The sequence below is a fragment of the Streptomyces sp. NPDC002698 genome (genome assembly GCF_042888945.1).
GTDB lineage: Bacteria > Actinomycetota > Actinomycetes > Streptomycetales > Streptomycetaceae > Streptomyces.
The window spans coordinates 309,418-332,023 of the sequence record NZ_JBIAQM010000002.1 but is presented as its reverse complement, the minus strand read 5'-3'; the positions used below and the strand labels follow the sequence as shown (position 1 = coordinate 332,023).

21 protein-coding genes and 1 pseudogene are annotated in these 22,606 nt (G+C 71.5%); 12 read left to right on the top strand and 10 right to left on the bottom strand.

Annotated elements, in window-relative coordinates:
* The first annotated feature begins 97 nt into the window (after positions 1-97).
* The 4 genes from ACFYW9_RS03815 (at position 98) to ACFYW9_RS03800 (ending at position 7,771) form a co-directional block, all read left to right on the top strand.
* Positions 98-271, top strand: coding sequence for a CsbD family protein (locus tag ACFYW9_RS03815; RefSeq protein ID WP_326783820.1), 174 nt, complete (start codon positions 98-100; stop codon positions 269-271).
* A gap of 241 nt (positions 272-512) precedes the next feature.
* Positions 513-2,024 (top strand): MFS transporter, encoded by a 1,512-nt coding sequence (locus tag ACFYW9_RS03810; protein ID WP_389144302.1) that lies wholly within the window; start codon positions 513-515, stop codon positions 2,022-2,024.
* Positions 2,025-2,425: 401 nt separating this feature from the next.
* On the top strand, positions 2,426-4,759 hold the full coding sequence (locus tag ACFYW9_RS03805) for a M4 family metallopeptidase (RefSeq protein WP_389144782.1): 2,334 nt from the start codon (positions 2,426-2,428) through the stop codon (positions 4,757-4,759).
* Between the two features lie 474 nt (positions 4,760-5,233).
* Positions 5,234-7,771 carry a discoidin domain-containing protein gene (locus ACFYW9_RS03800; RefSeq protein WP_389144299.1) on the top strand — a complete coding sequence of 846 codons (2,538 nt, stop codon included), beginning with the start codon at positions 5,234-5,236 and terminating at the stop codon, positions 7,769-7,771.
* Between the two features lie 137 nt (positions 7,772-7,908).
* Here the strand turns inward: ACFYW9_RS03800 and ACFYW9_RS03795 are convergent, their stop codons facing one another.
* The 4 genes from ACFYW9_RS03795 to ACFYW9_RS03780 form a co-directional block, all read right to left on the bottom strand.
* Positions 7,909-8,268, bottom strand: a complete 360-nt coding sequence (locus tag ACFYW9_RS03795) for a hypothetical protein (RefSeq protein WP_389144294.1) — start codon at positions 8,266-8,268, stop codon at positions 7,909-7,911.
* Between the two features lie 280 nt (positions 8,269-8,548).
* Positions 8,549-9,490, bottom strand: coding sequence for a Ppx/GppA phosphatase family protein (locus tag ACFYW9_RS03790; protein ID WP_389144291.1), 942 nt, complete (start codon positions 9,488-9,490; stop codon positions 8,549-8,551).
* Between the two features lie 211 nt (positions 9,491-9,701).
* Positions 9,702-10,178 carry an ATP-binding protein gene (locus ACFYW9_RS03785; protein ID WP_389144288.1) on the bottom strand — a complete coding sequence of 159 codons (477 nt, stop codon included), beginning with the start codon at positions 10,176-10,178 and terminating at the stop codon, positions 9,702-9,704.
* Between the two features lie 114 nt (positions 10,179-10,292).
* Entirely contained in the window at positions 10,293-10,733 is a 441-nt protein-coding gene (locus tag ACFYW9_RS03780) for an OsmC family protein (RefSeq protein ID WP_389144285.1), read from the bottom strand.
* A 121-nt stretch (positions 10,734-10,854) separates the two neighbouring features.
* On the opposite strand from ACFYW9_RS03780, the gene ACFYW9_RS03775 reads away from it, so the two are divergent.
* From ACFYW9_RS03775 to pgm, 3 genes are all read left to right on the top strand, one after another.
* Positions 10,855-11,688: a PP2C family protein-serine/threonine phosphatase gene (locus ACFYW9_RS03775; protein WP_389144282.1), complete on the top strand. Its 834-nt coding sequence runs from the start codon at positions 10,855-10,857 to the stop codon at positions 11,686-11,688.
* A gap of 171 nt (positions 11,689-11,859) precedes the next feature.
* Complete coding sequence (locus ACFYW9_RS03770; protein WP_389144279.1) at positions 11,860-12,855, top strand: MASE1 domain-containing protein; 996 nt, start codon at positions 11,860-11,862, stop codon at positions 12,853-12,855.
* A gap of 100 nt (positions 12,856-12,955) precedes the next feature.
* A complete protein-coding gene (gene pgm / locus ACFYW9_RS03765; protein ID WP_351860584.1) occupies positions 12,956-14,596 on the top strand; it encodes a phosphoglucomutase (alpha-D-glucose-1,6-bisphosphate-dependent) in 1,641 nt (546 codons plus the stop codon).
* 47 nt (positions 14,597-14,643) lie between these two features.
* Here the strand turns inward: pgm and ACFYW9_RS03760 are convergent.
* Positions 14,644-14,877: pseudogene (locus ACFYW9_RS03760) on the bottom strand (hydrolase); the annotation flags it as partial.
* Here ACFYW9_RS03760 and ACFYW9_RS03755 point away from each other — a divergent pair.
* From ACFYW9_RS03755 to ACFYW9_RS03745, 3 genes are all read left to right on the top strand, one after another.
* The gene (locus ACFYW9_RS03755) at positions 14,821-15,036 is read left to right on the top strand and encodes a hypothetical protein (protein WP_389144824.1); all 216 of its coding nucleotides are present in this window, start codon (positions 14,821-14,823) and stop codon (positions 15,034-15,036) included. The pseudogene ACFYW9_RS03760 and the gene ACFYW9_RS03755 sit on opposite strands and share 57 nt — an antisense overlap.
* 54 nt (positions 15,037-15,090) lie before the next feature.
* The gene (locus tag ACFYW9_RS03750) at positions 15,091-15,561 is read left to right on the top strand and encodes a DUF5990 family protein (RefSeq protein WP_351860582.1); all 471 of its coding nucleotides are present in this window, start codon (positions 15,091-15,093) and stop codon (positions 15,559-15,561) included.
* Between the two features lie 169 nt (positions 15,562-15,730).
* Entirely contained in the window at positions 15,731-16,762 is a 1,032-nt protein-coding gene (locus ACFYW9_RS03745; protein WP_351860580.1) for a medium chain dehydrogenase/reductase family protein, read from the top strand.
* A gap of 61 nt (positions 16,763-16,823) precedes the next feature.
* Here the strand turns inward: ACFYW9_RS03745 and ACFYW9_RS03740 are convergent, their stop codons facing one another.
* The 5 genes from ACFYW9_RS03740 to ACFYW9_RS03720 all read right to left on the bottom strand — a co-directional run bounded on the left by ACFYW9_RS03740 (position 16,824) and on the right by ACFYW9_RS03720 (position 21,525).
* Entirely contained in the window at positions 16,824-17,156 is a 333-nt protein-coding gene (locus ACFYW9_RS03740) for a putative quinol monooxygenase (protein ID WP_328673357.1), read from the bottom strand.
* A 121-nt stretch (positions 17,157-17,277) separates the two neighbouring features.
* On the bottom strand, positions 17,278-18,081 hold the full coding sequence (locus tag ACFYW9_RS03735; protein ID WP_389144272.1) for a phosphatase PAP2 family protein: 804 nt from the start codon (positions 18,079-18,081) through the stop codon (positions 17,278-17,280).
* Positions 18,082-19,035 (bottom strand): YihY/virulence factor BrkB family protein, encoded by a 954-nt coding sequence (locus tag ACFYW9_RS03730; protein ID WP_389144269.1) that lies wholly within the window; start codon positions 19,033-19,035, stop codon positions 18,082-18,084.
* Positions 19,036-20,772, bottom strand: coding sequence for a diacylglycerol kinase family protein (locus tag ACFYW9_RS03725; RefSeq protein WP_389144266.1), 1,737 nt, complete (start codon positions 20,770-20,772; stop codon positions 19,036-19,038).
* A gap of 255 nt (positions 20,773-21,027) precedes the next feature.
* Positions 21,028-21,525: a lamin tail domain-containing protein gene (locus ACFYW9_RS03720; RefSeq protein ID WP_389144264.1), complete on the bottom strand. Its 498-nt coding sequence runs from the start codon at positions 21,523-21,525 to the stop codon at positions 21,028-21,030.
* 170 nt (positions 21,526-21,695) lie between these two features.
* Here ACFYW9_RS03720 and ACFYW9_RS03715 point away from each other — a divergent pair, with 170 nt between their 5' ends.
* Positions 21,696-21,965 carry a DUF6400 family protein gene (locus tag ACFYW9_RS03715; RefSeq protein WP_389144262.1) on the top strand — a complete coding sequence of 90 codons (270 nt, stop codon included), beginning with the start codon at positions 21,696-21,698 and terminating at the stop codon, positions 21,963-21,965.
* Positions 21,952-22,209 carry a hypothetical protein gene (locus ACFYW9_RS03710; RefSeq protein WP_328444843.1) on the top strand — a complete coding sequence of 86 codons (258 nt, stop codon included), beginning with the start codon at positions 21,952-21,954 and terminating at the stop codon, positions 22,207-22,209. Before ACFYW9_RS03715 ends, ACFYW9_RS03710 begins: the two co-directional genes overlap by 14 nt.
* The last annotated feature ends 397 nt before the right edge of the window (positions 22,210-22,606 follow it).

The window sequence follows — 22,606 nt, the reverse complement described above, 5'->3', positions numbered from 1 at the left end:
CGAGGTGATGATTCTCGATCTCCACGTTTGGCACCCGCGGGAAGGGTCACCCGATGAGTCGACACTCGAAGCCGATCGTGATGGGAAGTGAGACATCGTGAGTGGCGAGCAGAAGGCCAAGGCCAAGATGGAACAGGCCAAGGGCAAAACGAAGGAAGCGGCCGGGCGCGCCGTGGGCAACGAGCGGATGACCGCCGAGGGCCAGGCCGAAAAGGCCAAGGGCGACGCGCGGCAGGCCAAGGAGAAGACGAAGGACGTCTTCAAGGGCTGAGAAGGACCGATGGGGCTGAACTGAACCGCCGAAGATCTGAAAGGGCCGATCGCTCAGGTCCCAGGTCCAGGGAAGCCGGCGCGGCCGCCAGGCCGACCACGTGGGGCCCGTTCCGGGGAACGGGCCCCACGGTCATGCACGCGTCCGGCACGGTCGTGCACGCGGCGACCGGCCGGACCTCGTGTTGCCCCACGCCCCCGCGGGCCGAAGATGGTGGGGGTGGCGGAGAGGAGTCCCCGGCGTGGAACCGGACGCGCAGGCAGAGGGGCCGGGGGACCGCGCGCAGGGGCCGGCCGAGGGAGCCGATCCGCGGCGGTGGCGCGCCCTGTGGGTCACCCTGACCGCCGGGTTCATGAGCCTGCTCGACGTCACCATCGTCGCCGTCGCGCTGCCCTCCATGCAGCGCGCCCTGCACACCTCCGCCCCGTCGATCCAATGGGTCGTCTCCGGTTACGCCCTCACCTTCGCGCTGGTCCTCGTGACGGCCGGACGCCTGGGCGACGCGATCGGCCGACGGCGGATCTTCCTGCTCGCCCTGGCCGCCTTCGTCCTGTGCAGCGCCGCGGCCGGCGCCGCGCCGACGATCACTCTCCTCGTCGTGGCGCGACTGGCCCAGGGCGCGGCCGCGGGGTGCCTGGCACCGCAGAACTCCGCCCTCATCCAGCAACTGTTCCGGGGAGCCGAACGGGGGCGGGCGTTCGGCCTCTTCGGTGCCACCGTCGGCATCTCCAGCGCGGTGGGCCCCGTCATCGGCGGCATGATCCTGATGCTCGCCGACGGGCCCCAGGGCTGGCGCTGGATCTTCTACGTGAACGTGCCGGTCGGAGCCGTAGCCTTCCTGCTGGGCCTGCGCCTGCTGCCCAAGGTCGCTCCGCGTCGCCGGGAACGGCTCGATCTGCGGGGCGTCCTGCTGCTCGGCTGCGGGGTGCTCGCCCTGATGCTTCCCCTGATCCTGGCCGAGTCCGGCGGCCTGCGAAGGCTGTGGTGGCTCTTCCCGCTGGGGGCGGGCCTTCTCGCGGTGTTCGCCGGGTGGGAGCGGCGCCTGACGGCGGTCGGCGGGCAGCCGCTCCTGGATCCGCGCCTGGTGACGAGCACGCGAGGCTACGCGGCCGGAGCGGCCATCGCCGCTCTGTACTTCGTGGGGTTCAGCGGCGTGTGGCTGGTGTTCGCGCTGTACTTCCAGAACGGTGAGGGCTTCTCCCCGCTGCGCTCGGGGCTCGCGGTGACCCCCTTCGCCATCGGTTCGGCCGCGGCGGCCGTGGTGGCCGGACGGCTCGTCGAGCGGCTGGGCCGGCTCCTGACCGTCTGCGGTCTGGCCGCCGTCGCCCTGGGGCTGGGTGGTGCCGTGCTGATCCTGCGCCTCGCGCCCGGGGATCCGGCCGTGTGGTACTCGGCTCCGGCCCTGTTCCTCGGCGGGCTGGGCAGCGGCTGCGTCATCTCGCCGAACGTCACGATGACGCTCCGGGACGTGCCGGTGCGGATGGCGGGCGCGGCCGGCGGCGCCCTGCAGACGGCCCAGCGGCTGGGCGGCGCGGTCGGTACGGCGGCCCTGCCGGGACTCTTCTACGTGGTGCTCGGCACGGGACGGCATGACTTCCGCTCCGCCCTGGCGATCGCCGTGGGCTCCGGGATCGTGGCCGTCCTGTGCGCCCTCGCCCTGGCTGTTCACGACTGGCTGCGCGACCGTGAGCCCCGGCCGCCGCGCCGCCCTTCCGGGACGCCGCACGAACACACCCACGTGAGTCGGCCCTGAGCGCATACGCGGGAAACCGGCCGGGTGGAAGGCCGTGCGGCCGGCCATGCTCACAGTCGGCGCACAGCGGCCGAAAAGATGTGACGGGCGGATGAACTCGCAGTAGGTCATGGCAAGTTCAAGCCGAAGTCTTGTCCGCTCCATGACAAGGTCATCGGGTCGATGTCACGCTGCTGTCGACCAGGCACGCTTCGTGCACACGCTGGTGCCCTCATCCCCTCCGGCTCATCCCCTCCACATCACCCCCTTCCGGTGCACCCGCACCCCGACGATTCACGCGCCGCCGACTCCGCGAGCGCCTTCGTGCGGCGGTCACCGCGGCGCTGCTCCCCGCCCGGCTCACCACGGACCGGCCGTACCCGACGGTCGGCCCGCCCGGGCCACCCCCCTCGCAGATGGAGATGACCTTGAACCGGCAACCCCCTTCCGCCCGTCGGCGCAGACGCGCAACCGTCCTCGCTCTCACCGCCGCGAGCTCGTTACTGGCCCTGGCCGTCCGGCCCGACTCCGCGTCCGCCGTCGCGGCGGACCTCGTTCCCGCCGGATCCGTCACCGGGATAGCCGCCTCCGGGAACCCGGTTCCCGCCAGGGCCCTCGCCCGGATCGTCGCCGAGCCCAGGTCCGGTGCCCGCCAGGTTCCGCTGTCGCCCGCCCGGCGTGCGGCGCTGGTCGAGAGCGCGGGAGCGGCGGCGGGTGCCACCGCGAAGCGGCTCGGCCTCGGCGCCCGGGAACGACTCGTCGTCAAGGACGTCTCCAAGGACGCGGACGGTACGACCCATACGCGGTACGAGCGCACCTACGCGGGACTGCCGGTGCTCGGCGGCGATCTGGTCGAGCACCTGAGGAGCGGCCGGAGCACCGTGTCCGAGGCGAGCCGGGCCGCCGTCACCGTGCCGAGCGTCAAGCCCGGGATCTCCGCCGGTGACGCCGCGGCCGGGGCCCTCGCGGTGGGACGAGCGGCGGCCGTCCGGCGGGCGGACGTCGACGGGGCGCCCCGGCTCGTCGTCTGGGCCGCCGGCACCCGCCCGGTCCTGGCCTGGGAATCGGTGATCGGCGGCGTCCAGCGCGACGGCACACCGAGCGAGCTGCACGTCATCACCGACGCCGCCTCCGGCAAGGTCGCCTCCCGGTATCAGGGGGTCGACACGGGCACGGGGACCGGCCAGTACGTCGGGACGGTGCCGCTGTCCACCACCCCGTCCGGCTCGTCGTACCAACTGGTCGACGGCGACCGTGCCGGGCATCGCACCTACGACCTCAACCAGGGAACCTCCGGCACCGGGACCCTGTTCACGGACGACAACGATGTCTGGGGCAGCGGCGCCCAGAGCGACCGGCAGACCGCCGGTGTCGACGTCGCCTACGGAGCGGCCGCGACCTGGGACTACTACAAGGACGTCTTCGGCCGCAACGGGATCCGCAACGACGGTGTGGCCGCCTACAGCCGGGCCCACTACGGCAACAACTACGTCAACGCCTTCTGGCAGGACAGCTGCTTCTGCATGACCTACGGCGACGGCGCGGGCAACACGCACCCCCTGACGGCCCTGGACGTCGCCGCCCACGAGATGAGCCACGGTGTGACCGCGGCCACCGCCAACCTCACCTACGCGGGGGAGTCCGGCGGTCTCAACGAGGCGACGTCGGACATCTTCGCCGCGGCCGTGGAGTTCCACGAGAACCTGGCGGCCGACGTGCCCGACTACCTGGTCGGCGAGAAGATCGACATCCGCGGCACCGGCGCCCCGCTGCGCTACATGGACAAGCCCTCCAAGGACGGTTCCTCCCGCGACTACTGGGACTCCTCACTGGGCGGCATCGACGTCCACTACTCCTCGGGACCGGCGAACCACTTCTTCTACCTGCTCTCCGAGGGGAGCGGCGCGAAGACCGTCAACGGGGTGTCGTACGACAGCCCGACCCGTGACGGTCTTCCGGTGGCCGGCATCGGCATCGAGAACGCCGCCCGGATCTGGTACCGCGCGCTGACGACGTACATGACGTCCACGACCAACTACGCCGGTGCCAGGACCGCGACCCTGCGAGCCGCGGGCGACCTCTTCGGGACCTACAGCCCCACCTACCTCGCCGTCGCCGACGCCTGGGCGGGCATCAACGTCGGTGACCGCATCGCCCTGGGTGTCAACGTCGCCCCGGTCGCCGACCAGACCTCGGGGGTCGGCCAGCGAGTGTCCCTCCAGGTGAACGCGTACACCACCAACACCGACGCGAGCCTCGCCTACACGGCCACCGGACTGCCGGAGGGCCTGTCCATCGGTGACACCGGACTGATCTCGGGGATCCCCGTCACCCCGGGGACCAGCGACACGACGGTCACGGTGACCGACAGCACCGGCGCGGCCGTGTCGGTGGCCTTCCACTGGCGGATCGCGTACGTCTACGCCAACAGCACCCGGGTCGACATCCCCGACGTCGGCCCGGCGGTCGAGTCGCCCGTCACGATCACGGGCCGCCCCGGCAACGCCTCGGCGACCACCGAGGTCTACGTCAACATCGTGCACACCTACCGCGGTGACCTGACGGTCGATCTGGTCGGCCCCGACGGCACCGTCTACTCGCTGCTGAACCGCAGCGGGGGCTCGGCCGACAACGTGGACCAGACGTTCACGGTGAACGCCTCCGCGCAGCCGGTCGACGGCACGTGGAAGCTGCGCGTCCGCGACCTCGCGTCGATCGACGTGGGTTACATCCAGGAGTGGAGGATCACCCCCTGATCCTCCGCTGACCCGTGCCCGTCCGGACCGCCTCGCGGACCGGACGGGCGAGCTGCCCCCGCCGAGTGTCCGGGGGCGTCCGCCGCCACAACGGCGCGACGCCCCAGGACACTCGGCTTCTTTCTGTTCTCGATCACGTTCCGCTTCGGTCCCCGCGCGTCTTCCGGGCCGTCCGAGTCCTCCGCGCCTTCAAGCCTTGACGGATCCGGGCGGCCTCCCGCCTGTCCGCGTCGAGCCCCATCCAGGTCAAACCCCTTGAAGTGGCCCACCAACACGGGCCCGACGCACACGAGTTGAAGAAACCCGTGTCACGGGACTTGCCACCCTGATGGTTCATTACTTAAATCAAACCGTGAACTAAGAGCGCCGGAAGGCCAGTTCACAGTGTTCCCACGTACATGGCAGAGCTGTGTCCACAGCTCTCGATCCACTGTGTCCGCTCCGCTCGTCACCCCACCCGCATGGAGTCACGGCATGAAACTCAGAACCCTGGGTGTCGCGCTGGCCGCTATGGCCGCGCTCGTCACCCTGCCCTTGCAGAGACCGGCCGCCGCGGCCGAACTCCCGCTGTCCCAGGGCAAGACGGCCACGTCCTCGTCGGACGAGAACGGGGGCACTCCCGCCGCCTACGCCGTCGACGGCGACACCGCCACCCGGTGGTCCTCGGCCGCCACGGACGCCCAGTGGCTCCAGGTCGACCTCGGCACCTCGGCCACGATCACCAAGGTCGTCCTCAACTGGGAGGCCGCGTACGGCAGCGACTACCGCGTCCAGACGTCACCGGACGGCAGCACCTGGACCGACATCAAGACGGTGACCGGCGGTGACGGGGGCACCGACACCCTCGACGTCTCGGGCCGGGGCCGCTACGTCCGGATGAACGGCGTCCACCGCGCGACCCCGTACGGCTACTCCCTCTGGGAGTTCCAGGTCTTCGGCACCAGCGGCACGCCGTCGACCTGTGACACGGCCAACGCGGCACGGGGCAAGACGGCCACCGCCTCCTCCACCGAGAACGCGGCGAGCCCCGCCTCGGCGGCCTTCGACGGCAACACCGGAACGCGCTGGGCGAGCGCCTTCTCCGACCCGCAGTGGGTCCAGGTCGATCTCGGATCCTCCAGCGACCTGTGCCGGGTCGACCTCAACTGGGAGGCGGCGTACGGCAGGGCCTTCCAGATCCAGTCCTCCACGGACGGCCAGAACTGGACCGTCCTCAAGTCGGTCACCGACGGCACCGGGGGCACCGCCTCCTACGACGTCTCCGGCAAGGGCCGTTACGTACGGATCTACGGGACGACCCGGGGCACCGCGTACGGGTACTCGCTGTGGGAGGTCGCCGTCCACACCGGCACAGGGACCAGTGTCCCGCCCGTACAGGGCGGCGGGGACCTCGGGCCCAACGTCATCGTCGTGGACCCCTCGACGCCCGATCTCCAGGGCAAGTTCGACCAGGTCTTCGCCCAGCAGGAGTCGAACCAGTTCGGTTCCGCCCGCTACCAGTTCCTGATGAAGCCGGGCACGTACAACGGCATCAACGCGCAAGTCGGCTTCTACACCTCGATCTCGGGCCTCGGCCTGAACCCCGACGACACCCACATCAACGGCGACATCACCGTGGACGCGGGCTGGTTCAACGGCAACGCCACCCAGAACTTCTGGCGCTCGGCGGAGAACCTGTCGATCACCCCGGTCAACGGCACCGACCGCTGGGCCGTGGCCCAGGCCGCGCCCTTCCGCCGCATCCACGTACAGGGCGGCCTCAACCTCGCCCCGAACGGCTACGGCTGGGCCTCCGGCGGCTACATCGCCGACTCCAAGATCGACGGTACGGTCGGCCCGTACTCCCAACAGCAGTGGTACACCCGTGACAGTTCCGTCGGCGGCTGGACCAACGGTGTCTGGAACATGACCTTCACGGGCGTCCAGGGAGCACCGGCGACGAACTTCGACTCCGGCCCGTACACCACCCTGGACACCACCCCGGTCTCCCGAGAGAAGCCCTACCTCTACCTGGACGGCAGCACCTACAAGGTGTTCGTGCCCTCCAAGCGGACCAACTCCCGCGGCGTCTCGTGGCCCAACACGGCCGGTACGTCGATCCCGCTCGACCAGTTCTACGTCGTCAAGGCCGGCGCGACCGCGCAGACCATCAACGCGGCGCTCGCCCAGGGTCTCAACCTGCTGTTCACCCCGGGTGTCTACCACCTCGACCAGACGATCAACGTGACCCGGGCGAACACCGTCGTCCTCGGTCTCGGGCTCGCGACCGTCGTGCCGGACAACGGTATCGACGCGATGCACGTGGCGGACGTGGACGGCGTCAGGCTCGCCGGATTCCTCATCGACGCGGGCGGCTCCAAGTCCGACACCCTGCTGCAGATCGGTTCGTCGGGCGCCTCGGCCGACCACTCCGCCAACCCGACCACCATGCAGGACGTGTTCGTGCGGATCGGCGGTGCGGGCCCCGGCCTCGCCACCAACTCGGTCGTGGTCAACAGCGACGACGTCGTGATCGACCACACCTGGATCTGGCGGGCCGACCACGGCGAAGGAGTCGGCTGGGAGACCAACCGCGCCGACTACGGGCTCGTGGTCAACGGCGACGACGTCCTGGCGACCGGCCTGTTCGTCGAGCACTTCAACAAGTACGACGTCCTGTGGAACGGCGAGAACGGGCGCACGATCTTCTACCAGAACGAGAAGGCGTACGACGTGCCCAACTCCGCCGCCGTCACCCACGACGGCATCGTCGGATACGCGGCCTACAAGGTCGCCGACTCCGTGGCCGTGCACGAGGCATGGGGACTGGGCAGCTACTGCAACTTCACCTCGGACCCGTCGATCGTGCAGGCCCACGGCTTCCAGGTCCCGGTGAAGACGGGGATCAAGCTGCACGACATCCAGGTGATCTCCCTGGGCGGCAAGGGCCAGTACGCCCACGTCGTCAACAGCACCGGCGCACCCACCTCGGGGACGGACACCGTCCCGTCCAAGATCACGCAGTTCCCGTGATCCCGGACGGCGCCGGCTGACAGACAAGCGGGTGCCGGCGCTCCCCCTGGTCCGGGGGAGCGCCGGCACCCGCGCGTTCCGCGTCATGCCTCCGGTGCAGGCGCCGCCGACAGCTGTCGCCGGCCCCGGCCGCCCGCTCAGACGGAGCGGTGTCCCGAACCGAAGCCCGTAGCGGCCCCCGTCGTGCCGCGAGGTGTGTCGAGCCGCGTGTCATGGGCCCGGGGCGCTTCCTGGTCGGGCGGCCCCGCCGGCTCCACCCCGGCGGCGTGCGCGAGGAGGCGACGGGCGAGTTCACGTGCCTCGGCGGGGGTGAGCGAGGCCCACACCCCGTGCTCGTCGCCCTGGTCGGGACCCACGTCCAGCGTCACGCGGCCGATCGTCCGGCCCGGCGTGGGCAGCCTCAGCTCCTTCACGGAGATCCTGCGGCCGCAGGAGGTCACCAGGGGCAACTCGCCCGCCCCGGCCGCGTGTAGCCGCCGCTGTCCGGACGCCGTCATCGCTCTCACGCCTTTCCACGAGCAGAACCGCCGGTGGGTCCACCGCACTCGGTGGAACTCCGCGCTCCGGCATCTGCCGGACTGTTCAGGTCAGCGTCGAGTGGTACCGGTTTGTTCCCGGTCCCCGCGCGCCACGTCCCCTCGCGACCGCGTCCCGCGGGCCGGCCATCGGTCCCGTGGGCCCCGAACACGGGGCGGTGTTCACGCGGTTGACGAGATCCCCGCTCGGTACGTGGACGGGGAACGCCCGGCGGACCGGGCGGCCCGCGACCGGCCCGCGTCAGCGCGGGGCGGAGTCCTTGGCGCGCAGGGCCCCGAGGCGTTCCAGGAGCAGGCCCTCCCGGGTGGACCAGGGCGAGACCTCCACACTCGTGGCCCGGCAGGCCTCCATCAGGGCTTCCGCGACCAGCGCCCCGGCCAGGGACTGTCCGGCCCGGTGACGTGAGATGCCGGGCAGACGGCCGCGGCCCGCGGCTCCGTTCCTGGCGAGGACGCCCACCGCGGCCCGTACCTCGTCGAGGGTCAGCCGCTGCGGGGCCCGGGAGCGGTCGCGGCCGGCGGTGGTGTAGCGGGCGAGCTGGGTGAAGGTCTTGGAACAGGCGAGCACGCGCCCGTCGGGATCGGCGCGCGGCAGGTCGGCCACCTCGGCGAGCCGGTCGCTCAGATGGTCGCGCACCTCGGCGAGCCGCCGCTTCGAGGACACGGCCTCGTCCAGCTTCCAGGCGCGGGTGACCGTACGGGCGCCCAGCGGCAGGGAATGGGTCGTCCGGGGCTGCCGGGACGACCCGGACGCGACCTCCACGGTCCCGCCGCCGATGTCGAGCACCAGCAGGGAGCCGGCCCGTTCGCCCGCCCAGTGGCGTGCGGCCACGTAGGCCAGACGGGCCTCCTCCTCGCCGGACATCACCCGCAGCCGGGTGCCGGTGGCGCTGGCCACCTGGGCGAGGACCTCGTCGCGGTTGGGCGCGTCGCGAATCACCGAGGTGGCGAACGCGTACACCTCCGGCAGGGCTCCCCGGTTCTCGGCGAGTGTCTCGGCCACGGCCCGCTGCACGCTCCGTACGCCTGATTTGCCCAGCCGTCCCGTGGCGTCCAGTGTCTCGTGCAACTGGAGCCGTACCTTTCGGGACAGCACCTCCTCCATGGCGACTCCGGCGCGGCGCCGCGCCACGGTGAGCAGAGCGCTGTGGCACCCGACGTCTAGTACACCTGCCTGACGCACTGTGTTAACCACCCGTTTCCCGCTGAAGAGGACCCCGCGAACTCACCATTGTCCCGCACGGCGGCCGTGGTGACGCGACACGATTTCGTTTCGGCTCGTCAGGAGCCTGTCGGGGACCTCCAGGGTGCCACGGCGGCGCAGGGCGGGCGGCCGAGGGGACTTCACGCGCGCTGCCGCGCCCCCGCTGTCGCACCGGGGGCGGGAGCCGGCGTCAGGTGGCGGAGTGGCTCATGTCACTGTCCGGCGTGTCGGCCAACGTCACCACGGCGGTGATCCGTTTGCCGACGGGTTCCCGGTGCACCTCGAAGGCGTGGCACACGGCCATGACGATCTCCAGTCCGTGCTGGCCGACGCGGCCGGCGTCGGCCGCGCGTGCCACCGGAAGGGTCGGGTCGGAGTCCCACACGGTCGCCCGGACGGTGCCCTGGTCGACCTCCAGTGACAACAGGCACGGTCCGCCCGCGTACTTGACCGCGTTGGTCACCAGCTCGCTGACGACCAGGGGGACCATGCCCATCACCCGTCCGGAGACGGGCAGTCCGGCGACCGCCTGCACCCGTGTCAGGAAGTCACGGGCGAACGCCCGCGCCTGAGCGATGCACGCGGAGTCACCGTCGTACGCGACTGAGGCCTCGATGAGTGCACCCCGCTGTTCCTGCTGTCCCGCTTCGCTCACCTGCTGACCCATGAGATCCGTTCCGCGTCCACCTCTTCGACGTTCGGCGTCTGCCCCGGAAATCCGGCTTCACTCCACCCGGCCGCGCATTCGTCCGCGGGGCACCGCGACGGGGTGCCGCCGAGGTCAGGCGTCGGCGACCGTCACGGCGACGGGGGTGCCCGCCTCGATCGTGCGGCTGACCGTGCAGAGCCGGTCGTGCGAGGTCTTGACGGCGCGGGGGAGGATGGCGCGGGCGCGGTCGCCGGGCTCGCCGTCCGGGAACGCCACGGAGAAGGTGACCGCGAGGCCGGTCATCCGGTTTCCGAGTTCGTCGCTGATCTTGTCGCCGGTCACGGTCAGGGTGAACCGCGTGGGCTCCGCATGACGGCCGGTCGCGACATCGACATCGGCCGCGGTGCAGCCGCCGATGGCCGCGAGCAGCAGCTCGACCGGGGTGAACTCGTCCTCCCCGCCGGGTCCGGAACCGGTACCGAAGGCGATCGTCCCGCCCCGCGTGTTCGTCGCGGTGAAGTGTCCGGTGCCGGTCCGCTCGACGGTGACGCGGCGCAGGTTGTCGTCAGTCATACCGCCGACCCTAATGTCGTGGCACGCCGCCCGCCTCGGACGTGCCGTCATGGTCGTATCATCCGATAGTGGTGGTTTCTTACCATTTCATTCATGCGTGGCTTTTCCTCCGGGGTGGTCGATGTCCCGCAAGCTGCCGACGGCCGACGACGACGAGCTGCTCGCCAGGCTCGGATCGCTGACCGCCCAGGCACGTGAACGCGCGGAGTTCCAGCGTTCCCAGGTCGAACTGGCCATCGCGCTGCAACGCGGCATGCTTCCGGGAGACCTGCCCTCCGCCCCGGGTTTCGACGTGGCCGTCCAGTACGCGCCCGCCTGCTACGGCCTCAACGTGGGCGGGGACTGGTACGACGCCTTCAGACTGCCCGACGGGCGCATCGGCCTGTCCATAGGCGACGTGCAGGGCCACAACATCGAGGCCGCCGCCTTCATGGGGCAGGTCAGGGTCGGCCTGCGCGCCCTCGCCTCCGTCACGAGCGACCCCGGGGAACTGCTCGCCCGGACCAACGACCTCATCCTGTCCATCGGCTCCGACCTCTTCGCGACCTGCACCTTCATGCGGCTCGACCCGGTCACCGGCGTACTGGAGAGCGCGCGGGCCGGGCACATACCCTGCGTCTGGGCGACGGCGGACGGGAAGTCCGGCATCACCGAGGACGAGGGCGGGCCACCGCTCGGCATCGAGGCCGGGATGCGGTACGCGGTGACCCGGCACCGCCTCACCACCGGCGGAGTCTTCGTCCTGCTGACCGACGGCGTCGTCGAGGGCCCGTCGATGAACGTGGACGAGGGACTCGACCAGGTCGTCCGGCTCGCCGGAGTCGCCGCCGTCGCGGGTCTGTCGGCCGGTTCGCTGGCCGCCGCGGTCATCAAGGGCGCCGAGCGCGTGGGGCACGAGGACGACGCGGCCGTACTCGTGGTCCGCCACGGCGCGCCCACCGTCCGGTTCCGGTGACGTGCCGCCTTCCTGTTCCCGGACTCGGCCGTCGTCCGCTTCCGGGTGACGCGCCCACCGTCCGGTTCCGTTGACGCGGCCGTCGTCCGGTACCGCTGACGCGCCCGCCGCCGCTCGCCGCACACCGGCGCTCGCCTCGCCGACAGGGCTCCGACGGTGTCTGATGACTCTGTGGTGGCTGCACAGAAGATGCGCCGACCGGCCGTCGTCGCCCTTCAGACCCTGGTGATCGCCGCCTGCTACTACGGAGCAGGGCGGCTGGGACTCATGCGGCGGCTCACCGTCGAAGGAGCGGTGTTCACACCCATCTGGCCGCCCACCGGCGTGGCCCTCGCCGCCCTGCTGCTCCTGGGGATCCAGGCGTGGCTCGGGATCGCGATCGGGGCCCTCCTGGTCGTCCTGTCCCTCTCCTCGTTCACCTCGCTCCAGCCCTCCGCGGCGGGCATCGTCGCGGGCAACACCGTCGCTCCGGTCTGCGCCTACCTCCTGCTGCTCGCCGTCCACTTCCGCACCGATCTCAGCCGGTTCCGCGACGGTCTCGCCCTGGTGTTCCTGGCCGCCCTGGGCGCCATGACGATCAGCGCGACCGTGGACGTCGGCCTGCTGGTGGTCACGGACAAACTCGCCCCGGGCGGCTTCTGGCCGGTCTGGCTGGCGTGGTGGGTGGGCGACGCGATGGGCGTCCTGATCGTCACCCCGGTCATCCTGATGCTGTACGCCATACGAGCCCCGGTGCGGCTGACGCGGTGGAAGGAGGCCGCCGTGATCCTCGCCGCGGCCGTCGTCATGGTGCCGGTCGCCACCCGCAGTTCCATCAGCATGCTGTTCCTGATCTATCCGCTGCTGATCTGGGCGGCCCTGCGATTCGAGCTCCCGGGCAGTGTGGTGTGCGCCCTGTTCGCCTCGGTCATGGCCACCGTCGCGGCCACGCAGGAGGTGGGCCCGTTCTACCGGCTGAGCCACACCGAGGTCATGATCAAGCTCCAGGCCTTCAACGGGACCATGGCCCTGACGGCCCTCCTCCTGTCCGCCGTCATCACCGAACAGCGCAACACCAGACGCTCCGTGGAACGGGCCTGCCAGGAACTGGTGGAGGTCCTCGAACATCTGACCGCGGGGAATCCCACGCCCAGACCGCCTCCCCTGGAGGAGGACGGCCACGCCTGACGGCGGCACGCTTCCGCCGCCCGGCCCGGTGCCGCCGCCCGGCCCGGTGGGGAAAGATGAGACCACCAGCGAAGAACCACCGATGCGGAGGTGCGGGTACATGCAGCACGAGCGAGCGGGCCGTCCGGCCGGCCCCGAGGATCTCGTCGACGTGGCCCGGTTGGTCACCGCGTACTACGCGCTCCACCCCGACCCGGCCGAACCCGGCCAGCGCGTCTCCTTCGGTACGTCCGGACACCGCGGTTCGTCCCTGGCGACCGCGTTCAACGAGGACCACATCGCCGCGACGAGCCAGGCCATCTGCGAGTACCGCGACGGCCGGGGCATCGACGGCCCGCTCTTCCTGGGCGCCGACAGCCACGCGCTCTCGGAACCCGCGAAGGTCACCGCCCTGGAGGTGTTCGCGGCCAACGACGTGTCCGTGCTCCTCGACAGCGCGGACGGCTACACGCCCACCCCGGCGGTGTCGCACGCCATCCTCACGTACAACCGCGGACGTTCAGAGGGTCTCGCGGACGGTGTGGTGGTGACCCCGTCCCACAATCCGCCGGCCGACGGCGGCTTCAAGTACAACCCGCCGAACGGCGGCCCGGCGGGCTCCGAGGCGACCTCCTGGATCCAGGACCGGGCCAACGAACTCATCAGGGACGGCCTCAAGGACGTACGGCGCGTCCCCTATACCCGGGCGCTCGCCGCACCCGGCACCGGCCGTCACGACTTCCTCGGCACCTACGTGGCCGATCTGCCGCAGGTGCTGGACCTGGACGCGATCCGGGAGGCCGGGGTCCGCATCGGCGCCGACCCGCTGGGCGGGGCCTCGGTCGCCTACTGGGGGCGCATCGCCGAACAGCACGCGCTGGACCTGACCGTCGTCAACCCGCTCACCGATCCCACCTGGCGGTTCATGACGCTGGACTGGGACGGGAAGATCCGGATGGACTGCTCCTCGCCGTACGCGATGGCCTCGCTCATCGAGCGGCGCGACCGTTTCCAGATCTCCACGGGCAACGACGCCGACGCCGACCGCCACGGGATCGTCACCCCCGACGGCGGGCTCATGAACCCCAACCACTACCTCGCCGCCGCCATCGCCTACCTCTACTCCCACCGCGAGCGCTGGCCCGCCGGGACGGGGATCGGCAAGACCCTGGTGTCCTCCGGGATGATCGACCGGGTCGCCGCCGATCTCGGCCGCCGGCTGGTCGAGGTGCCCGTCGGATTCAAATGGTTCGTGGACGGGCTGGCCGACGGCTCCCTCGGGTTCGGCGGCGAGGAGTCGGCGGGCGCCTCCTTCCTGCGCCGCGACGGCTCGGTGTGGACCACGGACAAGGACGGCATCATCCTGGCCCTGCTCGCCTCGGAGATCACGGGAGTCACGGGGAAGACGCCCTCCGAGCACTACGCCGGACTCACCTCCCGCTTCGGGGAGCCCGCCTACGAGCGCATCGACGCCCCGGCGTCGCGCGAGGAGAAAGCCCTCCTCGCCAAGCTGTCGCCCGCGCAGATCACGACCGACACGCTCGCCGGGGAGGCCGTCACCGCGGTCCTCACCGAGGCGCCGGGCAACGGCGCGCCCATCGGCGGCATCAAGGTGACCACCGAGAGCGCCTGGTTCGCGGCCCGTCCGTCGGGCACCGAGGACGTCTACAAGATCTACGCGGAGTCGTTCCTCGGTGCCGACCATCTGCGCCGGGTGCAGGACGAGGCGAAGGCGGTGGTCTCGGCGGCCCTGTCCGGCTGACACGCGCTTCGGGCCGGAGGCGCCGTGGTCACCGCGACACGGCGCCGTCAGCCGTACATCGCCACCCGGGAGAGAGCCGCGAGGGCCTCGTCGATGGGGTGGGGCTGCGGCAGGCCGGAGGAGTCGAGCCTGTTCCAGCGCTGTGTGTTCACCGCGACCGCGAACTGCCGCCCGCCGTCGGCACGGGTCATGGCCAGCGCCCCACCACCCCAGACCGTGCCGCCGTGGCCCCAGAAGGCGGCCTGGCCGGGACCCTCCGTCGGATGCAGGCCGACCCCGAACGCTTCCCGGCCCTGGCCCACTTCGCCCGTGACATCCGCCCGCTCGGGACGGACCGCCGCGCCGCGTTCGAGGAGATCCTCACCGCCCAGCTCGACCAGATCGAAGCGGCGGTCCGTTCGGGCCGCCCGCCCGGTCCGTGGGTGCCGGCCGACGACTGAACCGCTGCGGGCGCGACGGGTGCCCCCCGGCGGTTCGACGGCATGATGGCCCGCATGCACATCCGTATCGACGCCGACGACCTGCCCGGCCTCACCTGCCCGGCTCCCGAAGGCCGCGGCACCGTCGCGGCGTACGACAACATCCACGTGGCGGTGCAACGCCGTGACCGTCCGGCCGAACTGCTCGATCCCCAGCCCGGCGACGGCACCCTCGCGACCTGGACCCTCCCCTGTACGGCCGAGCCCTCGCCGACGGGGATCGAACTGAAGGGCCCCTATGTACAGGACCGCCTGGGGCACCGGTTCATCTATCTGTCGTGGGGCACGGTCGACGAGGCGGGTGTCTTCAGCATGTTCCGTCGCGCCAAGCTCATGCTCGACGCCGTCCCCGCGGACGTGCTCGACGCCGCCGCGCGCGAAGGTCTCCTCGTCGGGCGGCTGGGGCTGACCGACGCGCTCGGGAACCCGCGGTGCGCGCGTGTCGTGCCGCCGGACATCGAGTGGACGGCCGAATCCGCCCCGTAGTCCCCGCGCGTACCCGAGGCGGTGGCGGCCCGGACGGCGCCCTCCGGCGCGCTCCGACACGCTCCGAGTTAGAACCTATAACGAAAGCTCTTGACGCTCACGTCTGTGCGTTATAGCTTCTAACTAAAGCGATAGCAGATAACTCGCGCGGAGCGCAGTGGAGGTCGTCATGAACGCCGAAGGGCTCGTCGAGGTCGTCCTGCCGGGCAAGGTGGAGCCGGAAGGGCTGGAGATCCGGCACGGCGCCGTGCCGGTCGCGGGCCCCGGCCAGGTCGTCGTCCGGATGGAGGCGACCGGCGTCTCCTTCGCCGAACAGCAGATGCGCCGAGGGCGGTACTACGACCAGCCGCCGTTCCCCTTCGTTCCCGGCTACGACCTGGTCGGCACGGTTCTCACCACCGGCCACGGGGTCGACCCGGGCCTGACCGGAACCCGGGTCGCCGCGCTGGTCAAGGTCGGCGGCTGGGCCAGTCATGTGCGCGTGGAGGCGGCCGACGTCGTACCGGTGCCCGACGGCGTCGGGGCGGCGGAGGCGGAGACCGTGGTCGTCAACGGCATCACGGCCTGGCAGATGCTGCACCGCAAGGCACGGATCAGCGCGGGCCGGACCGTTCTCGTGCACGGCGCCAACGGCGGCGTCGGTTCGGTCCTGGTCCAGCTCGCGCGCGCCGCCGGCGCCAAGGTGATCGGTACGGCCTCGGCACGTCACCACGACTCCCTGCGCGAACAGGGCGTCATCCCCGTCGACTACCGCACCGAGGACGTCGCGGCGCGCGTACGCGAACTCGCGCCCGGCGGGGTCGACGCCGTGTTCGACCACGTCGGAGGCCGCAGCGCCGTCGACTCGTGGCACCTGCTGGCTCCCGGCGGCACGCTCGTCTCCTACGGAAGCGCCTCCACCCGGGACGACACGGGGTCCAAGCAGTGGCCCGTGCTCAAGCTGCTCGGCCGTGTCTGGCTGTGGAACGCCCTGCCCAACGGCCGCCACGCGTACTTCTTCAACATCTGGGCCGGGCGGTCCCTGTCCCGGACCCGGTTCCGGGCCCGGCTGCGCGCCGACCTCACCCAGGTCTTCGGCGCCCTCCAGCGCGGTGACGTCACCGCCCGGATCGCCGCCCGGCTGCCGCTGAGCGAGGCTGCCGAGGCGCTGCGACTGGCCGAGTCCGGCACCGTCGCCGGAAAGGTCGTCCTCAATCCGTAGGCCGGGACCACCGCCCGGTGCGGGACCACCGCCCGGTGCCGCGGCGGCTGCCGGACAGGCCTCAGGGCCGTTCCTCGACGACCATCTCGCCCAGGAGGGACCAGTCGTCCTGGGGGACCTTCATGTTCACGATGCGGGGCGTCGTGGTCAGGTGGCGAGGCAGGGCCTGCTGGGCGGCCTTGAAGTGGGCGGACTGGACGTGGGACGCCCCGGCCTCGTCGTCCCGGAAGGCCTCGACCAGGACGTACTCCGTCGGATCGTCGAGGCTCCGGGACCAGTCGAACCACAGGCAGCCGGGCTCGGCGCGGGTGGCCGCCGTGAAGTCGGCCGTGATCTCCGGCCACTTCTCCGCGTCCTCGGGGCGGACGCTGAACTTGACGGTGATGAAGATCATGAGGGCTCCTCGGATCGGTGTCGAGCCATTCTGCGCCGCCGCCGGCGGGTGAACACCAGGGGCCTGTAGGCCGATCGGGGGAACCTCCCCGCGCCGAGGCGCAGCGCGTCCGGACGGAGCGTCATGTGGTGGCCCGTTCCCCGGTTTCTCCGGGGGCCGCGGCTTCGGGCCGTTCGTCGGTGAGTTCGGGCTCCAGGCCTTCGCCGACGTCGGCGGGCGGCCTGCCCGTGTCGGCCCGCCAGGCCTCGAACGCCCAGGCGGTGAGGGTGACGACGGTCAGACCGAGCAGCCAGCCGCCCAGCACGTCGCTGAACCAGTGAACGCCCAGCGCGACGCGGGTGAAGCCGACGCCGAGGACCGAGAGCACGGCGGCGCCCCAGCACAGCGCGCGCCAGGAGCGCGGTACCAGCGGCAGCAGGACCAGCAGCAGGATGGCGAACGAGGTGGTGGCCGTCATCGCGTGGCCCGACGGAAAGGAGAACCCCGGCGCCCGTGCCACCGGATCCTCCAGCGATGGACGTGCCCGCTCGACGACCGTCTTCACCAGGAGCCCGATGAACCCGCCGGCCACCGCTGTCACCGCGGCCCACGCGGCCAGACGCCAGGCCCGGCGGTGCACCAGCCAGACGGTCAGCAGCGCCACAGCCGTGCGCAGGGTGACCGGATCCCAGACCCGGTCCGAGAGGAAACGCAGCGTACTCGTCCAGGCGGGATGCTCCAGGGCGATCTCGTGCAGCCGGCGGGCGGCGCCCGCGTCGAGCCGGCGCAGGGGTTGCCACCGGCCCTCGACCAGGACGAGGAGCAGGCCGAACGGCACCGCCGTGATCGCGGCCACCGCGGCCGAGCCGAGCAGCCGGGCGCCGAACCGCCGGTCGGCCGCCCGGCGGCGGTCCCTCAGGTTCCGGACCGTTGTGCGCGCCGCCATTCAGACTCCCGGATCAGGTTGGACCGGACCGGGGCGCCGCGCGCGGGAGGCCTCCAACTGGGCGGCGAAGGACAGTCCGAGGAACAGGGCGATCGAGGTCAGATAGGCCCACAGCAGCAGCGACATGAAGGCGCTGAGAGGGCCGTAGACCGTGTCGAAGGTGCCGCTGAGCCCGAGATAGAGGCTCAACAGCCAGGTCAGTGCCGTCCACAGCACGAGGTACACGGCCGCCCCGAAGGCCAGCCAGGTGTAGCCGGGTTGGCGGCGACGGGGCGAGCGGCGGAAGATCGCGCTCGCCGAGATGAGGGCGAGGAGCAGGCCGAAGGGCCAACGCAGCATGTCCCAGGCGGTCTTGGCGCCTCCGTCGATGTGGTAGACCGTCACGACGGCGGACGCCAGGTCGCCGCCGGCCACCATCAGGACGAAACCGAGGCCGAGCGGGATGCCCGCGCTCAGGGACATGAGCAGGCCGCGCAGGTACTTCCGGTGGAACACGCGGTCGCGTTCGTTCCCGTAGATCCGGTTGGCACCGCGCTCGATCTGGCACATCGCGGTGGTCACGTTGACCAGGGAGAAGGCCAGCCCGAACCACAGGGCGACCTGCGCCCCGTCGCCCGCCGTGTGCCGGCTGCGGCGCAGCGCGTCGTCGACGACGTCGGCGCTCGGGCCCGCGGCGAGCCTGCGGATCGTCAGTTCGGCGACTCTGCCGATGTTCTCGGTGTGCAGGGCCGAGGACAGGCCCACGAACGCGATGGCGAGCGGGATCAGGGCCAGTACCGTCTGGAGGGCGAGCGCACGGGAATGACTGAACCCGTCGGCGTAGCGGAACCGGATGAACGCGTCGCGCAGCAGGGGCCAGCCGCCGTACCGGCGCAGCGACGCCAGGGCCTCGTCGGCCGAGAGCTCGTCGCCGGACATGGCACGGGTCTCCGGGACCTTCGTCGCGGTGCCCATTCACTTCTCCCGGGAGGGCAGCAGGACGGTCAGGGCGCCGGGCCGGACCTCGGCGGTCAGGCGCCGGCCGGGGCCCACCGGATCCCCGTCGAGCTCCCTGGACTGCGGCGCGTCGAAGGTGAGTTCGGCCCGCCGGAAGGTGAAGAACTCCACGGGGAGCCCGTGACGGTCGTCGCCCTCGGCCGTGAGGGTGCTCGCGGTGGACGGCCGCCGGGGTGTGGCGCGTTTGCGCAGCAGTGTCCGGACGGCCCGCAGCCAGCCGCCGGGTCCCCGCGGGTCGAGGACCAGGAGGTCGAGCAGCCCGTCGTCGGGACGGGCGGCGGGCAGCAGGGTGACCCCGCCCTGGACGGTTCCCACGTTGGCGACGAGCACCATGCGGGCCGTGCGGCGGAAGGCGGGGGAGCCGTCCAGCCGGATGGTCACCCGCATACGGGGTGTGCGCAGCGTTCCGAACCCGGCCAGCGCGTAGGCGGGCCAGCCGAGGGCGGCCTTGGCGCGAGGATCGGTGTGCTCCATCATCGCGGCGTCGAGCCCGGCCCCGGCCATGGCGGCGAACCGGGTGGCGGGCAGGCCGTCGCCCTCGATGCTTCCGAGGTCGAGCCGGTGCGGACCGCCGCTCAGCGCGGCTTCGAGCGCGGCGACCGGGGAGAGCGGCAGACCGAGATTGCGGGCCAGCAGATTGCCGGTGCCGCAGGGGACGACGGCCAGGGGGACGCCGCTGCCGGCCAGGGCGTCGGCGACCGCGCGGACCGTTCCGTCCCCACCGCAGACCACGACGAGTGTCGCGCCCTCGCGGACCGCGCGGACGCTCTGTCCGGCCCCGGGATCGTCCGCGGTGGTCTCCAGGAACACGGGTTCGCGGTGACCATGGCGTTCAAGGGTCCGCCGCAGTTCGTCGCGGTCGGACTCGTCGGTCACCGTGGGGTTGAGGATCACGGCGGTCGTACCGGCGGGACGCTCGGCGACGGTCGGTGCGGAGCGTGTGCCGGACGGCACGGCGGTCACGGACGGGCCGACGAGCAGGGCGCGCCCCACGATCAGCAGGGACAGCCCGCCGTTGACGAGGCCGCCCAGGACGTCCGTGGGGTGGTGCATGCCCCGGTAGAGCCTGGCGGCGCCCACGAGCAGCGGCAGGAGCAGCAGCAGCCCGGCCACGACCCTGCGCCACGGCCCGCGGACCCGGGACAGCGCGAGAACCGCCAGCCCCGTGTAGAGCGCGGTCGCCGCCCCGGTGTGCCCGGAGGTGTAACTCGACGTGGGCGGCGACGCGTCGAGACGGTCCACGTCCGGCCGGTTGCGGTCCACCGACTCGGTGATGGCCAGGAACACCAGCGACTGGAGCGAGACGGCCACGGCCAGGAAGATCGCCTGACGCCACATGGGGAGGCGGGGTATCAGGACCAGCCCCAGGCAGACCAGAAGCGTGAGGGCGACGATCGTGAGGGTGTTGCCGGCTTCCGAGGCGATGGACGACAGCGTGGTGAGGGTGCCCGTGCGGACCTGTTCGAGGCGCTCGTTCACGGTGTCCTCGGCCGTCAGCGGCCACCATCCGCGGGCGGGACCGGTGATCAGCAGTCCGAGGCCCACCATCGACGCCGCCTGGCACGCGGTCAGCGCGGCGATGCGGGCGGCGGTCCGGCCGGTGCCCCGGGGCAGTGCGAACGAGCGGGCGGAGCCCACGGCTTCGGTGCGGCCGCCGGTCACTTCGGCGGCTCCGTCCGGTACGGCGGTCGGCATCGGGGACTCCCAGGGGCAGCGCGCTACGGCTGGTTTCCGCCCGGGACGCGCTTCCTCCCCGGGTCCACGGCCGTCTGCCCCCGATGTCCCCGGACAGGCCTGTCACGGCGTGGACCGGGACGAAAGCCCCCGGTCCACGCGGTCGTCCCGTCCCGGGCGGAGCGACCACGCGGTCGCCCCGCCCGGGACGGTCGTCTCCGGGCGGACGGTGCCCGGCGGCCTCACGGGACCGGTCGGCGGGCACCGGCCCTCGGCTCAGCCGTGGTACGAGATGTAGCCGTTGCCGTCACGGTCGTTGGCCGACTTGGTGTACGAGTGGACGTCGGCACGGGCGCCGGACGACTTGTACAGGTAGATGCTGTCCTTGTCGTTGTTCCAGATGAAGTTGCAGTTCTGGCGGTAGACGACGTTGCCGGCGTCCGAGTCCGTGCCGTGGCCGCCGCGGAGCTTCACCGAGTCCCCGGGCTCCAGGTAGTGGTTCGCCGGGAAGGTGAACTTGTTGCCCGTCGCGTCCTTGACGACGTAACCCTTGAGGTTGACGGTCGTGCCGTGCGAGTAGTTCTTGATGGTCAGGTACTCGCTCTTCGTGTTGCCGCTGGAGCAGCTGTTGGAGTCCCGGCCGGGCGCGTCGTACTGGACGCCCTTGATCTTCAGCGCGGACGAGTACTCCGTGGCCTGGGCCGGAGCCGTGGCGATGGCGGCGAGCGCGCCGGCAGCGGCGGCGGTGACGGCCAGGGCATTGCGGATACGCATGAGGAATCCCCCCTCAGTGGTGCGGATGAAGCTCCAGGAGCATACCGATGATGTGATCAGCGGATGGCGGAGATGTGTGGGATTCGTAAGCACCCGCCGGCCTTGAGCTCGCTGTGACTTCGCACACCTCCCCTTGTCCCGACAAGAAAGGCATACCTAAGTTCTCTCCCATGGCCCCACAGAACCCCTCGCTTCCCAGCGGCCCCGCCTCCGGGCCGGTCGAGTTCTTCGTCGATCTCACCGCCCAGGAGGTCCTGCGGCAGGCCCAGGTCCTGGCCGCTCTCGGTCCCGACTGGGACCCCATGGAGGTGATGCGCCAGGAGGAGGCCGCGTACGCGCTTCTGTACTCCGGTCTCGACGAGCGGCAGCAGCGCGTGTACGACGACCTCGTCGCGGCCGGCGTGCTTCCCCGTCGCGGAGACGGCCGTGCTGCCGCTTGACCCGCAGGCGGACATCGGGCGGCGCGCCTGGGTGACCTGCCCGAACTGTGCCGACAGCCGCGGATGCGCCTCCTGCGAGCAGCGGCGGTCGTGCTCCGACCACTGGCGCTACCTGCTCTCCACCACCGGAAGCCTGCTCCACCTCCAGTGCCCCTCGTGCACCCATGTCTGGGCCCACGAGACCGGATTCGGTGCCACCCGCTCCTGGTGGAGCCGCGTCACGGGCGGCCGCCCCGGACGCTGACCCGGCGGGCCGGTATCGCGGGCGCGGAACGCGCCCACCCCTGATGACCCGCACGTCACGGCGGGGTTATCCTCAAGGGCCCCAGGCGGGTCGAACTCGTCCGACGCGCCGCTGTGGGAAGATCGCAACCCCGCACGACAGCAGTCCGGGCCCGCGCACGCCATCGCTCGAAGATTCGAGGACGCTCGCGGCCCACCGGTGAATGACGGACCGGCCCGCGCGGGTAAAGAAACTCCATGCGCATCTGCGCGAACATCCCACTGCCGAAGGACTGCCGGTCTTGGACCTCCCATACTCAGAATCTCCTGCCGCGCGACGTCCGGGACGCACGTGGACCGTCCGCATCTCCGGCCACAGCGACCGCACCGCTTCGGTCACCTGCTCCTCTCCCTGCGCC

What these genes read in the sequence shown, in the direction of transcription:
- ACFYW9_RS03720 (WP_389144264.1), bottom strand. Translation starts at nt 21,525, where the DNA reads ATGCGTATCCGCAATGCCCTGGCCGTCACCGCCGCCGCTGCCGGCGCG.
- ACFYW9_RS03785 (WP_389144288.1), bottom strand. Translation starts at nt 10,178, where the DNA reads ATGGGTCAGCAGGTGAGCGAAGCGGGACAGCAGGAACAGCGGGGTGCA.
- ACFYW9_RS03715 (WP_389144262.1), top strand. Translation starts at nt 21,696, where the DNA reads ATGGCCCCACAGAACCCCTCGCTTCCCAGCGGCCCCGCCTCCGGGCCG.
- ACFYW9_RS03750 (WP_351860582.1), top strand. Translation starts at nt 15,091, where the DNA reads ATGCACATCCGTATCGACGCCGACGACCTGCCCGGCCTCACCTGCCCG.
- ACFYW9_RS03725 (WP_389144266.1), bottom strand. Translation starts at nt 20,772, where the DNA reads ATGCCGACCGCCGTACCGGACGGAGCCGCCGAAGTGACCGGCGGCCGC.
- ACFYW9_RS03795 (WP_389144294.1), bottom strand. Translation starts at nt 8,268, where the DNA reads ATGACGGCGTCCGGACAGCGGCGGCTACACGCGGCCGGGGCGGGCGAG.
- ACFYW9_RS03730 (WP_389144269.1), bottom strand. Translation starts at nt 19,035, where the DNA reads ATGGGCACCGCGACGAAGGTCCCGGAGACCCGTGCCATGTCCGGCGAC.
- ACFYW9_RS03740 (WP_328673357.1), bottom strand. Translation starts at nt 17,156, where the DNA reads ATGATCTTCATCACCGTCAAGTTCAGCGTCCGCCCCGAGGACGCGGAG.
- ACFYW9_RS03805 (WP_389144782.1), top strand. Translation starts at nt 2,426, where the DNA reads ATGACCTTGAACCGGCAACCCCCTTCCGCCCGTCGGCGCAGACGCGCA.
- ACFYW9_RS03735 (WP_389144272.1), bottom strand. Translation starts at nt 18,081, where the DNA reads ATGGCGGCGCGCACAACGGTCCGGAACCTGAGGGACCGCCGCCGGGCG.
- ACFYW9_RS03780 (WP_389144285.1), bottom strand. Translation starts at nt 10,733, where the DNA reads ATGACTGACGACAACCTGCGCCGCGTCACCGTCGAGCGGACCGGCACC.
- ACFYW9_RS03800 (WP_389144299.1), top strand. Translation starts at nt 5,234, where the DNA reads ATGAAACTCAGAACCCTGGGTGTCGCGCTGGCCGCTATGGCCGCGCTC.
- ACFYW9_RS03775 (WP_389144282.1), top strand. Translation starts at nt 10,855, where the DNA reads ATGTCCCGCAAGCTGCCGACGGCCGACGACGACGAGCTGCTCGCCAGG.
- ACFYW9_RS03745 (WP_351860580.1), top strand. Translation starts at nt 15,731, where the DNA reads ATGAACGCCGAAGGGCTCGTCGAGGTCGTCCTGCCGGGCAAGGTGGAG.
- pgm (WP_351860584.1), top strand. Translation starts at nt 12,956, where the DNA reads ATGCAGCACGAGCGAGCGGGCCGTCCGGCCGGCCCCGAGGATCTCGTC.